Below are 12,978 nucleotides of genomic sequence, written 5' to 3' on the forward strand. Positions count from 1 at the left end.
AGGCCTCTCCAGGCGATGTGCTCGAGGGGAAGAATCATATAGCTCAACCTCGTGTCCGAAAGACTGGCAGTAGCTCATATGCACAGATCGTTTCAGACGACGTGCTTACTGGACACCTGGTCCGACCAAGCCCAATATTGCGATCGTCGCAGTTACAAAGACCAACGCCAATACGCTCGATAGCGCGACCAGCGTCGCGGCTTCCCTCTCGCGCGTGCCGAGAAGCGAAGCGAACAGCGACACGTTGGCGGCGATCGGGAACAATGAAATCAACCCTATCAAGATACGCTCCCGTCCGCCCAGCGTGCCAACGAACGCCGCTTCGATCGCCAGGGCAGCCGCGACGAGGATGATCGCACTGACCTGTCGCAGGGCGAGAATGCGCGTCAGTACCGCGCCATCGGTATCGCCGCCCTTCACCTTCGCCAGATTGAACCCGATCACCGCCATGCCGAGGATCGAGACGAGGGTCGACAGCATATCCGCAGGCGCGCGGACGCTTTCGGGCGCTTGGACGCCTGAAACCTTCAACACGACGGCGAGAACGAACGCGTAGAACAGCGGGATGCGCAAGGCCTTGGACGCCGCCTTCGCCTTGCCCTCCTTGGTTCGCGCGACGAGGTAATAGCCGACCGTATCACCATACAGTGCCGTACCGACGAACGCGCAGATGATTGTCGATACCGCCGCTTCGCCGAACAATGCGCTGGCAACCGGCATGCCGAAGAACGCCACGTTGAAGAACGAGAAGCTGGCCGAAAGAAGCTGCGGATCGAACGCATCGCCGATCCGCTGCGACAGCCATCGTGCCGGCAATGCCATCAGCGCGGCGACCGCAAACATCATCGGCGGTATGACCATCAATTCGGTCGGCTCAGCCCGCAACACCTTGTCGACCACCAGCAGCGGGATCAGTGCATAGACCAGCACACCGGAGATGAGTTTCGGCGCACCCGGTATCCAGCGACCGCCGACCCACGCCAGCAGGATCACGCCGTAGAGCGGCAGGACTTGAAGCAGGACGTCGCCGACCCCGCCGTTCATGGGCGATCACTCGCGATCTTAATGAGGGATATCCTGCACGATCCGTTCGGTGCATTGCACGTTGAACCATACGGCGTTGGTATCGCGCTGTACGCCGTTGACGAGTTGTCCTACCGCATACAGGCGCGGCGCATCACGGTCATGGGTGATGACGGCGCTGCTGTGGCGATGGGCTTCGATCCCACCCGAAGGATGCGGGTGTAGCCAGCCCCGTTCCACCAGTTGCACCACGAGGGCGTCGGGAATCTCGTTCAGCTTCATTGCAGTGCCCGTCGCGTTGATGACGACCGGCGCGGATACCGCGCTGCCATCGGCGAGGCGAGACATGAACCCTTCCCCATCCGGATGCCGTATCGTCTCGATTACGCCGCTATGTACCTGCAACTGGCCTCGCCCGGCCGCGTCGGCAAGGCGGCAGGCGTTCGTCATCGGCATGGTGAACCGCGCCGTCGCGAAGTGCGGCGCCAGCCAGCGCGTGAAACGGTCGCGGTCGCGAGGGCCTAGCAAATCCCACATCTCGGATGCTTCGAACCGGGCGGAGGTAAGGATCCGCTGGAAGATTTCCCTGCCGGCTTCCGCCCGCGCGATGTCGTACGGGAGCAAATCGACAGCGGAGCGGTTGATGCGATCTTCTGCCTGCCAATCGATCACGTCGCCCTGCGCGGCCGCCGCTTCTTCCGCCTCTCGTCGGAAAAGGCGAAAGAGATCGACGATCGAAAAACGCGGTCCGCGCTCGCGAATACGCCGGTGCATCTCGGACAGGGTGAAGTGCCGACGGGGATAGGTGTCCTCCGGCGCAGGTATCTCGACGCGCGGCAACATGCCATCCTTCGACACGAAATGGATCTTGCCACGATGGTCCTGATCCATCAGCGTCGCGAAACTGTCGATCGCGCTGAGGCTGCTTCCCAGGACGATCACATCCTGCTCGGCATCGATACCATCCCGCAACCGCTGCGCAGGCCACGGAAAATCGAAATATCCGGGTGTTCCGTCCAGCTCCTCGAACCGGATCGGCTTCGGCGTACCGATCGCCAGGAGTGTATAGTGACTCGCGATCGTCGTACCATCGCTCAGACGGACCCGTGCCGCGTCTCGATTACCGTCGATCGCAACCGCTTCGGCGAGGTGGACATGAACCGGAATGCGGGCGTCGCGCGCCCGGTTATGGGCATCCTCAAGGATTTGACGTATATACTCGCCATATTCCGCACGGGGCGCATATTCGACCTCATCGGGCATCAACGGACGGCGATCGGTCAACCATTCGCGGAAATGGCATGGCTCGTTCGCGTACAGACCCATCAGGCGGGACTCGGTGTTGAGGAGATGTCCGGGCTGATCCGTACCGAACGCGAGGCCCGGTCCCACATCATGATCGCGCGAAACAAGGTGCAGTTCGACACCTGGGATCGGCGCGGCAGCGAGCCGGATGGTGGCTTCGGCAAATGCTGCAACGCCGCAGGCGCCCATGCCGATGATGGTGATCGAAAACGCCATATTCTCGCATCCGTCCGTGTAAGCGCCGAGGTGTCAGGCGCAGTCCGCTTCAAACATCCGTTCCGATCAGCGTTCCGCTATTTCACGGTGACGTTTTGTTTCTGAGCACTGACTGAGCTGAACTGGTACCGAAGTCGTCACTTAGATCCATGAGAAGCCGTTCAGCGGCGCTACGACCGTTCCCGGATACGTCCATTCGTTCATCGCGATGCGCCGTCCCAGCCCCGTGCGCCCGGCGACGCAGTTCGAGCATTGTAGCCCCAACACAAGGGGATGGCACATAATGAACGTCGCACCGCTCGCTTCCGCGCTCCTCCTCGTCGCGGCTCCCGCAGTTGCTCAAAGCAGCCCAGAGGATAACGACAAGCGCCCGGTGCAGGCCCACTTTTACGAACTGACGCCCTTGACGCCGGGACCTGACTTTGCTGCCTCGCTGAAACTGCCCCGTGGCTACCGCGCTGTGGTCTGGGCAAGCGGCCTCGGCAACACCCGTCTCATTGCGGTAGCGCCGGACGGCTCGGTCTATGTGAGCCGCCGTTCCGAGGCAGACATCGTCAGACTGGTGGACGCGAACCGAGATGGGCATGCCGACGGTGCGCCGACCGTCGTCGTCAACCGACCCGGCCTGCACGGACTGACGATCCACGACGGCATGCTCTACTTCATGACGGCTAAGGAGGTGTTCCGAGCACCGCTGCGGCCGGACGGCGGCATCGGCCGCGTCGAAACGCTGATCGACGACCTGCCCGACGCCGGGCAGCATCTCAACCGCACGCTGGCGGTCGGCCCGGACAAGATGCTCTATATCAGCGCTGGATCGACCTGTAACGCGTGCGACGAATCCAGTCAGGAGAACGCGACACTGATCCGTGCCAGCCTTGACGGTAAGACACGGCGGGTCTGGGCGTCGGGCCTGCGCAACACGATCGGGTTCGGATGGCACCCGCGAACCGGAGAACTATGGGGATGGGACCAGGGGATCGACTGGCTTGGCAACGACCTCCAGCGTGAAGAGGTCAACAAGATCGAGCGTGGGAAGCGCTATGGCTGGCCCTATGTCTTCGAGGACGGCAAACGGAACCCGCAGGACGAGCCGCCCGGCGGGCTCACTGCCGCGCAATGGGCCGCGGCATCGACCAATCCGGTACTGATGCATGTCGCCCATTCGGCGGGTATGCAGATGGCCTTCCATCCGGGCGGTGGTTTCGGCCCGGACGTGGCTGGTGACGCCTTCGTCGCGCTGCGCGGCAGCTGGAACCGCAAGCCCGCGTCCGGCTATGAACTGGCACGCATTCGCTTCGATGCGAACGGTCAGGCGACCCTCGTCGAAACTTTCCTCAGCGGGTTCATGAGCCGCGACGGTACCGGCCAATATGGTCGGCCATGCGGCGTGGCGGTGATGCGCGACGGTTCGATCCTGCTGTCCGACGACGCCAACGGCGTGATCTATCGTATCACCTATGATGGCGCGACCGGGCAGGCCGCACCGCTTACCCCGCCGCCTGGCCCGATGCTGGAGCAGGCGGCGCGCGGCAACAACGTCCCGCTGGCGCTTACGCGTCCGGAGACACGGGCAACCAGCGCGGCGAGGTTCAAGGTCGGCGCGGGGGGCTTCAACGCCAATGGCGCGATCCCGCGCGAGCACAGCGAGTACGGTTTGGGCATTTCGCCCGCGCTCAACTGGTCCGAGGTTCCCAACGCAGTCTCCTACGCAATCGTGGCCGAGGACCCCGACGGTTCGGCAAAGCCGGTCGTCCACTGGGTCGCCTGGAACGTGCCCGCGGGTACCACCCGCCTGCCCGAGGGATTGCAGGAACGCGACCGCCTTAGCGGCGGGCCGCTGGAAGGCATCATGCAGGGTGCGAGCGGTCGTGGTACCGTGGGTTGGTACGGCCCGCGGCCGCCCAAGGGAGACAAGCCGCATCACTATCATTTTCAGGTGCTAGCGCTTGACCGCAACCTCGACCTGCCGCTCGGTGCGACACGGGACCAGCTCCTTGCCGCCGCAGCCGGGCATGTGATCGCGACCGGCGAACTACTCGGCACATACGCTGAGCCGAAGTGAGCCGCGCCAATCACAGTCTCGCGCTGTGACGCGAGGCCGACTTCTAAAAGTCGCTGGTGTGGCGCTTGCGTTCGCGGTGGCGGCGTTCGTGCTTTTGCTCGCCGTCGCCCATCGCCCCGCGATCGCACCTATTGCCCGTCCCGATCCCCGGTCGTTTGACCGGACGCTGGTTGCGCGGGGTACCAACCTCGCGCGGATCGGCAACTGCGTGAGCTGTCACCAGACCGGGGCCGGCCGCCCCTATTCCGGTGGCTACCCGGTGAAGACGCCGTTTGGCACCATCTACGGCAGCAACATCACGCCCGATCCGGACACCGGCATCGGCCTATGGTCCCGTGCCGCCTTCGCACGGGCGATGCGGGAGGGCGTCGGTCGCGACGGCAGCCACCTGTATCCCGCCTTTCCCTACACCCACTATGCAGGTGTAACCGATGGCGACGTGGATGCGCTCTACGCCTTCCTAATGACCCGCCCGGCGGTATCGGCGACGCCCCCTGCCAACGACCTGCTTCCGCCGCTGGGCTTCCGTCCCCTGCTGGCGGGGTGGAAACTGCTGTTCTTCCGACCGGCCCCCGTCCGCGCCGATCGTTCGCAATCGGCCGAGTGGAACCGGGGCCGCTACCTTGGCGAGACGCTGGCACACTGCTCCGCCTGCCATAGTCCGCGCGGGCTGCTGCAACAGGAGAAGCATGGATCGGCGACATATGACGGAGGATGGTCGGGCGGATGGTATGCGCCGCCGATCAACGCCCACTCGCCCGCCGTCCGCGAGTGGACGCCCGAGCGGCTTGAGACCTATTTCCGCACCGGTCTGAGCCGGCACCACGCGGCGGCGGCGGGCCCGATGGGCCCCGTGACCTATAACCTTGCCCGGGCGGATCCAGCGGACGTGCGGGCACTTGCGCGCTATTACACCTGGTGGATGCGCGACGCCCCGGCGGCAAGGATCGAACCGCCGCTGCCGGATCGCCGCGCGCTTGCGCAGCGACAGTTTCCCATCGGCGCCCGGCTTTACGAAGGGGCTTGCGCGGCCTGCCATGAGCCGGGCGCACCGATGGTCGTTTCAGGCCGCCCGGTGCTGCCGCTCGGCACGCCACTCCATGAGGACAATCCGCGCGATACCATCCAGATCATTCTGCAGGGGCTGCGCCCGCCTGTCGAGGCGAGCGGCCCCTACATGCCCGCCTATGCCGATGCATTGACCGACCGGCAGATCGCCGAAATCGTCGGGTATCTGAAGGCACGGCATGGCTCCGGACCACCTTGGAACGAGCTCGAGAAGGAAGTGGCCAAAGCGCGGGAGGAGGGCCAGTGATTGAATTCAACGTTAACGGCGGTGTAGCCCGAGCGGACGTCGACCCCGCAACCCCGCTTCTCTACGTCCTGCGCGATGACCTGGGTCTGCACGCCGCGAAGTTCGGTTGCGGCCTTGGCCAATGCGGCTCGTGCACCGTTCTCATCGACGACCGCCCGGTGTTCTCATGCCTCCTTCCTGTCGGCTCGATCGGCGACCGCACCGTGACGACCGTCGAAGGGCTCGGCACCGCCGAAGCGCCGGGGGACGTTCAACGCGCGTTCCTCCACGAGCAGGCGGGACAATGCGGATACTGCATCCCGGGCATGATCGCCCGTGCCGAGGGACTGCTGCGACGTACGACGACCCCAACCGAGGACGAAATGCGGTCCGCCATGGCACCTTCGCTGTGCCGGTGCGGCACCCATATGCGCATCCTGCGCGCGGTTCGCCGGGCGGCTGTGGCGCGCGGTGGCGGGGTCGTCGACCCTGCGGAACCTGTCGCATGACCCCGTCGCGTCGCGAGGTGCTCGGCGGACTGCTAGTCGCCTTCGCGCTGGCGCCTGCTGTGCACGCGCAGACGGGCGGTGGCGAGGGCAGCGGCGGACCACCGACGGTCGCGCCGGACCTGCCGGGCACGCTCGCCAAGTTCCCCGATCTCGACGCCTGGATCCATATCGCACCCGACGGCCGCGTCACCGTATTCACCGGCAAGGCAGAGCTCGGCACCGGTATCAAAACCGCCATCGCGCAGCTCGCCGCCGACGAACTCGACGTCGCTTTCGATCGCATCGACCTCATCACCGCCGACACGGGGCTGACCCCGAACGAGGGCGTGACTGCCGGCAGCCAGACGTTGGAGCAGAGCGGTACCGCCGTCGCCAACGCCGCCGCCAATGTCCGCCTGCTCCTTGCCGAAGCGGCCGCGGCGCGCTGGGGCGTGGCTGTTACCGCCCTGTTCACGCGCGATGGCGCGGTGCTGGACGGCAAGGGCCGGAGCGCGAGCTATGCCGACCTCGCCGCCACGACTTCGCTCGCCGTGCGCGCACGTCCGGACGTGCCGCGCAAGCGTCAAGAGGCCCGCCGACTGATCGGACGCCCGGTACCGCGCGTCGACCTACCCGCGAAGCTCACCGGGCTCCCGGTCTATGTCCACGACCTGCGGCTACCCGGCATGATTCACGCGCGCATGCTACGTGGGCCAAGCTCGGGCACCAAGGGGCGCTTCGACCTGTCGGCAATTGCGAGGCTGCCCGGCGTCGATCGGATCGTGCGCCGCGGCAGCTTCGCCGCGATCGTCGGACCGCGTGAGTGGCCGCTGGAACGCGCGCTGCACATGGCGGCACGGAGCGGTTGGGAGGCGGACGCGGGCGCGAACGCACCGGGTGCGCTGCCCGATGCACTGCTGCGGATGCGTCGTGAAAGCCAGACGATCGAGAACCGACGCGACGATCCAACCGCTAGGCCGGTGCGGCGCTTGTGGGCACGCTACGATCGCCCCTACCTCATGCACGGCGCGATCGGTCCGTCCTGTGCCGTCGCGCTGTTCGAGGACGAGCGCCTCACCGTCTGGACGCACAGCCAGGGTGTGGAGCCTCTCCGCGCATCCATCGCGGAACTCCTGGCGATGCCGCCCGAGCGCGTCCGCTGCGTCCACCGGGAAGGTGCGGGATGTTACGGTCATAACGGCGCCGACGACGTCGCTGGCGACGCCGCGCTGGTCGCCCACGCCATGCCGGGCGTGCCGGTCCGCCTGCAATGGAGCCGCGAGCAGGAGCATGGCTGGGAACCGCTCGGTCCCGCAATGATCGCGCAGCTCGATGCTGGCCTCGATGCCTCCGGCCGCATCGTCGCATGGGGCCATCAGGTCTGGAGCAACACGCACAGCACGCGGCCAACCGCGGCGGGCGATCTGCTCGCCGGCCGCGAAATGGCGCCTTCCTTCCCCCCCACGCCGCCCAAACCTATTCCGCAGCCGAACGGCGGCGGAGACCGCAACGCAATCCCGCTCTACGCCTTTCCGAACAGCCGGGTGGTCAGCCACTTCCTTCCCGACATGCCGATCCGCGTCTCCGCGCTGCGCGGGCTCGGCGCGCACTTGAACATCTTCGCGCTGGAAAGCTTCATGGATGAGCTCGCCGCCGCAGCCGGGCGTGATCCGGTTGCCTTTCGTCTTGCCCACCTCGACGATCCGCGCGCGATGGCGGTGATCCGCCGCGCGGCAGCCCGCTTCGGATGGGACGGTTATCGGCCCTCCCCAAACCGCGGACGCGGCTTCGCCTTCGCCCGCTACAAGAACCACGGTGCATACCTCGCCGTCGCTCTCGATGTCGAACGTGTGCCCGACGAAGGCCGCCTGATCGTTCATCGCGCCGTCGCCGCGGTCGACAGCGGCGAAGCCGTCAACCCCGATGGCATCCGCAACCAAGTGGAGGGCGGCATCGTCCAGTCGCTCAGTTGGAGCGCCTACGAAACGGCTGGTCATGATGGCATGCGCCGTACCGACTACGATTGGAGCACCTACCCCATCCTCCGCTTCCACGATGCGCCGCGCAGCGTCGTGGTCGACGTCGTGGATCGACCCGGCATGCCGTTCCTGGGCACGGGCGAGTGCGCGCAGGGACCGGCCGCCGCAGCGCTTGCGAACGCCCTGTGGGCGGCGGAGGGAAGGAGAATCAGGTCGTTACCCGTCGCGCGATCCGGCGCCCGCGTTCTCTGAAGCGCTACGGACGTTCAAGCCGCTCGTTTGCATTGCGAACTCCCGCCGTCCGTTCTGTACTCCAGCGGCCGCTTTCGGTTGCCCGGATCGCCCAGCCGCGTGCAGCACCCAGAATAAGAATGAACCGGTACCTTTCGGCAGCGTAAGCGGGATAGAGCCGAGGCAGCATATAAAGATATCTTTATATCTCGATTGACATTTGTCGCCCGTCGGTGTTGAACGATTGCGTCGAGGTTCCCCATCCCAGGCATGGCGATGGGGCTAAGACGGGAAGCCGGTGGTGTCCTGTGGGGCAGAGTCCGGCGCTGCCCCCGCAACTGTAAGCGGCGAGTGGCGGCTCCATTTCGTGTCACTGGGTTCCCGCAAGGAGCCTGGGAAGGCCGGAGCCACCGCGTTGACCCGTGAGCCAGGAGACCTGCCTTTCGACGCCATAACGTTCCTCGGACGGGGGTGCCTCCGGTGGATCGCGCTTGATGCGACGGTCCGTGGTCTGCTGCCTACCGGGCCTGTTCACGCCTTGCGCGCTTTCGCCTGACCTTCCGCTCGCAAAGCCTGGGTGAGTCATGACGAATAGCGGCTTCACATTCTCGATCAGCAGTATCCCGTTCGACGAGGAGTATCGTCCGGCCGACAACACGCGCGTCACCACGAACTTCGCCAACCTGGCGCGCGGCGACATCCGGCAGGAGAATTTGCGCAATACGCTGATGATGATCGACCACCGCTTCAATGCGCTGATGCACTGGGATAATCCCAGGGGTGATCGCTACTCGCTGGAGTTGAAGATCGTCTCCGCCACGCTCACGCTCGGGGACGACGCCGACGACGAAGCCTTTCCGCTGATCGAGATACTGCAAACCACCGTTACCGACCGGATCAGCGGCGAGCGTCGAAACGGCATGATCGGCAACAACTTCTCGTCGTACATCCGCGATTACGACTTCAGCGTCGTCCTGCCCGATCACCTGAAGGCCGGCGGTGGCGGCGTGCCGGACGGGTTCGGCGACCTGCACGGCAATCTATTCAAGCACTTTATCGCGTCCAGCGCCTACCGCGATCACTTCCGCAAGCCTCCGGTCATTTGCCTTAGCGTATCAAGCAAAGAGGTCTATCACCGGACCGCCAACGTGCATCCGATCCTCGGCGTCGAGTATCGCAACGATACATTCTCGCCCACCGATCAGTATTTCGCGAAGATGGGTATGAAGGTGCGCTATTTCATGCCGCCACACAGCGTCGCGCCGTTCGCCTTCTACCACATCGGCGATCTGATCAGCGACTACACCAACCTCGAACTCGCCAGCACCATCGCAACGATGGAGACGTTCCAGAAGATCTATCGTCCGGAGATCTACAACGCCAATTCCGTGGCGGCGGAGCATTATCAGCCTAGCCTGAGGTATCAGGACTATTCGCTGACCCGCATCGTCTACGATCGCGAGGAACGCAGCCGCCTCGCCGTCGAGCAGGGCAAATTCGCCGAAGCGCATTTCATCAAGCCGCACGGTGCCGCGCTTCAGCGCTGGTCCGCGACCTGTGGCCTCTGATCCCTACGATACGAAGGTATTTGCATCATGATGACACTGTTGCCGACGACGACCGCGGGCAGCCTGCCCAAGCCCACTTGGCTGGCCCAGCCTGAGACCCTGTGGTCGCCGTGGAAGCTGGAGGGCGACGAGCTGGCCGCGGGCAAGCAGGACGCGCTGCGCCTGGCGGTCGACGACCAACGGCAGGCGGGTATCGACATCCTGGGGGATGGCGAACAGACCCGCCAGCACTTCGTCACGACGTTCATCGAGCATCTCGACGGCGTCGATTTCGCGAAGCGCGAGACGGTGCGCATCCGCAACCGCTACGATGCGAGCGTGCCGACGGTCGTCGGGGCCGTATCGCGCCCGAAATCGGTCTTCGTCGACGACGCCCGTTTCCTGCGGGCGCAGACCGATCAGCCGATCAAGTGGACGCTGCCCGGGCCGATGACGATGATCGATACCCTCTACGACGCGCATTATCGGAGCCGCGAGAAGCTGGCATGGGAGTTCGCCTGCATCCTCAACGAGGAAGCCCGCGAGCTGCAAGCAGCCGGCGTCGACATCATCCAGTTCGATGAGCCGGCCTTCAACGTGTTTTTCGACGAGGCGAACGACTGGGGCATCGCTGCGCTGGAGCGCGCGGCCGAGGGGCTGACGGCCGAGACCGCCGTCCACATCTGCTACGGCTATGGTATCAAGGCCAATACCGAGTGGAAGAAAACGCTCGGCTCCGAATGGCGCCAGTATGAGGAAACCTTTCCAAACCTCCGGAAGTCGAAGATCGATATCATCTCGCTCGAATGCCGGAATTCGCGCGTGCCCATGGACATGATCGAGCTGATTCGCGGCAAGAAGGTGATGGTCGGTGCGATCGACGTCGCAACCGATGTCGTAGAAACGCCTGAACAGGTTGCCCAAACGCTGCGCGCGGCGCTTAGGTTCGTCGACGCTGACAAGCTCATTCCTGCCACCAACTGCGGCATGGCGCCACTGTCCCGTGACATAGCGCAAGGCAAGTTGAGGGCGTTGGGCGCGGGCGCGGCGATCGTCCGCAGGGAACTCGTCACCGTATGATTCCGTGAATGGCGACGTCATTAGCGCCCGCATGGCCCGTGCGGCTTATTGACATATTCCCAGGCGACACGAACCACTATCGAACCCTGTTCGGCGAAGTCGCATTAGTTGTTCAGTCCCGGCATCTGGTGGATCGGATCGACGATGAACTGGTCTGGCTCTGACGTCCAGATCTTGGCGATGTATTCGTAGGGTGTGACCCCAATGAGCGCTTGAGCCGACGGGCGAAGTTGTAGGCCGCCATGAAGTCGGCGAGGTGCGTCCGCAGCTGGTCGTGGCTGTCGTAGTGGAAGCGTTTGACGGTCGCCTCCTTGATGGTGCGGTTCATCCGCTCGACTTGTCCGTTCGTCCAGGGATGGTTCGGTTTAGTGAGCCGGTGCTCGATGTCGTTGGCCTCGCAGATCATGGCGAAGCGCATCTGGCGCGACCAGGCGGTGTTCCGGTTGCGGGGCTGCTCGGCGAACTGGATGCCGTTGTCGGTTAGGATAGTGTGGATACGGTAGGGCACGGCTGTCAGCAGGTGTTCCAAGAACTTCCACGCAGTTCGCCTGGCAGCCTTGTCGACCAGCTGAGTGACTGCGAAGTTGCTGGTGCGGTCAATGCCGACGAACAGGTAAAGCTTGCCTTCGGCAGTCTGTACCTCGGCGATATCGATGTGGAAGAAACCAATCGGATAACGCTTGAAACGCTGCCGCTTCGGCTTGTCGCCTTCGATGTCCGGCAGACGGGAGATGCCGTGTCGCTGGAGGCAGCGTGCAGAGCTGACCGCGTCAGATGCGGGATCGACGGCTGCAACGCGTAGAGGCAATCGTCGAGCGGAAGCAGTGTGTGCCGCCGGAACGCGACAACCGTTGCTTCCTCCTCCTTGGACAGGGTGGTGGAATGAGGGGCCTTCGGCCCGGTCTTCAGGTCCTCAACCGTCGCCCGCTTGCGCCACTTAGCAACCGTCTTCGGGTTGATCCCCAGCTCTCGGCTCCAGCGTCGCGAGCGAAGCCTGCGACATGCTGTATTGCTGCTCGGACGGCGTGCGTGGTCGTGGCGCACCCATGACGAACTTGTCCCATGCGGCTTCCTTCCATTCCAGTGAAAGGATCGCACCATCAAACCGTGGGATCAAACACCTAGTTGGTGCAAAGCGGGCGCTTAAACAGCAGCAGGTTTGGGCTATTCGCTTTTGGCTCGATCAACATCGGCGATTGCGTGATCGAGCGCTGTTTGGCTTCGCCAGCGAAAGCAAGTGGCGCGGCTGCGATGTAGTCAAGGTTCGCATCGGTAATTTGGTTTCGCGGACGTGTCCATGACCGTGCCATCATCGTCCAGCACAAGACCAAGCTTCCTGTTCAGTTCGAACTCATGGCTACGGCTCGTAAAACAATACGTGCGTGGCTGGAACGACGCGGTGGCACACTCAACGACTACATCTTCCCGAGCCGCAACGACTGTATGGCGCATATGAGCACGCGCCAATATGCCCGTCTTGTTCGGGAATGGGTGATCGCCGACACCTTTGGCTGGCGCGTATCCGGCGGGGGGGGTATAGTCTGCTGCGAGGGTGCCAAGTCACGGCAAGCGTGACCGCAAATTTCTGATGGCCCAGTTGCAAGGGCGAGTTGCTGGCTTGAGCCGCTTTGTCGACGTCTCGTGACGTGACCCCAGTCTTTCAACCAGCGGCAACCAGAGACCGACCGTGGTTGTCGCGCATGAGCGCGGGTGAAGCAACGGGCGGGGTTAACCCCGCCCGTTGCTGTTC

8 protein-coding genes, 2 pseudogenes and 1 riboswitch are annotated in these 12,978 nt (G+C 64.2%); of the genes and pseudogenes, 7 read left to right on the forward strand and 3 right to left on the reverse strand.

Annotation, left to right across the window (positions count from 1 at the left end):
• Positions 1-105: 105 nt before the first annotated feature.
• Positions 106-1,044 (reverse strand): AEC family transporter, encoded by a 939-nt coding sequence (locus ACTHQV_RS07840; protein ID WP_440489377.1) that lies wholly within the window; start codon positions 1,042-1,044, stop codon positions 106-108.
• An 18-nt stretch (positions 1,045-1,062) separates the two neighbouring features.
• Positions 1,063-2,544 (reverse strand): FAD/NAD(P)-binding protein, encoded by a 1,482-nt coding sequence (locus tag ACTHQV_RS07845; protein ID WP_440489378.1) that lies wholly within the window; start codon positions 2,542-2,544, stop codon positions 1,063-1,065.
• Between the two features lie 283 nt (positions 2,545-2,827).
• Between ACTHQV_RS07845 and ACTHQV_RS07850 the strand changes: the two genes are divergently transcribed.
• From ACTHQV_RS07850 to ACTHQV_RS07875, 6 genes are all read left to right on the forward strand, one after another.
• Entirely contained in the window at positions 2,828-4,609 is a 1,782-nt protein-coding gene (locus tag ACTHQV_RS07850) for a YbhB/YbcL family Raf kinase inhibitor-like protein (protein WP_440489379.1), read from the forward strand.
• 58 nt (positions 4,610-4,667) lie between these two features.
• Complete coding sequence (locus ACTHQV_RS07855; RefSeq protein ID WP_440489380.1) at positions 4,668-5,924, forward strand: c-type cytochrome; 1,257 nt, start codon at positions 4,668-4,670, stop codon at positions 5,922-5,924.
• Positions 5,921-6,412 (forward strand): (2Fe-2S)-binding protein, encoded by a 492-nt coding sequence (locus ACTHQV_RS07860; protein WP_440489382.1) that lies wholly within the window; start codon positions 5,921-5,923, stop codon positions 6,410-6,412. Before ACTHQV_RS07855 ends, ACTHQV_RS07860 begins: the two co-directional genes overlap by 4 nt.
• The gene (locus ACTHQV_RS07865) at positions 6,409-8,622 is read left to right on the forward strand and encodes a molybdopterin cofactor-binding domain-containing protein (RefSeq protein ID WP_440489383.1); all 2,214 of its coding nucleotides are present in this window, start codon (positions 6,409-6,411) and stop codon (positions 8,620-8,622) included. The genes ACTHQV_RS07860 and ACTHQV_RS07865 overlap by 4 nt, the downstream gene beginning before the upstream one ends.
• 216 nt (positions 8,623-8,838) lie before the next feature.
• A riboswitch (cobalamin riboswitch) is annotated at positions 8,839-9,059 on the forward strand.
• Between the two features lie 126 nt (positions 9,060-9,185).
• Positions 9,186-10,169, forward strand: a complete 984-nt coding sequence (locus ACTHQV_RS07870; protein ID WP_440489385.1) for a putative oxygenase MesX — start codon at positions 9,186-9,188, stop codon at positions 10,167-10,169.
• Between the two features lie 27 nt (positions 10,170-10,196).
• The gene (locus ACTHQV_RS07875) at positions 10,197-11,228 is read left to right on the forward strand and encodes a methionine synthase (protein ID WP_440489387.1); all 1,032 of its coding nucleotides are present in this window, start codon (positions 10,197-10,199) and stop codon (positions 11,226-11,228) included.
• A gap of 104 nt (positions 11,229-11,332) precedes the next feature.
• On the opposite strand, the pseudogene ACTHQV_RS07880 reads toward ACTHQV_RS07875, so the two are convergent.
• A pseudogene (locus ACTHQV_RS07880) lies at positions 11,333-12,292 on the reverse strand (IS481 family transposase).
• Between ACTHQV_RS07880 and ACTHQV_RS07885 the strand changes: the two are divergent.
• Positions 12,275-12,722: pseudogene (locus ACTHQV_RS07885) on the forward strand (integrase); the annotation flags it as partial. The pseudogenes ACTHQV_RS07880 and ACTHQV_RS07885 overlap by 18 nt on opposite strands.
• Positions 12,723-12,978 lie beyond the last annotated feature (256 nt).

The sequence above is a fragment of the Sphingomonas sp. SAFR-052 genome (assembly GCF_051965015.1).
In the GTDB taxonomy this organism is placed as follows: Bacteria; Pseudomonadota; Alphaproteobacteria; order Sphingomonadales; family Sphingomonadaceae; genus Sphingomonas.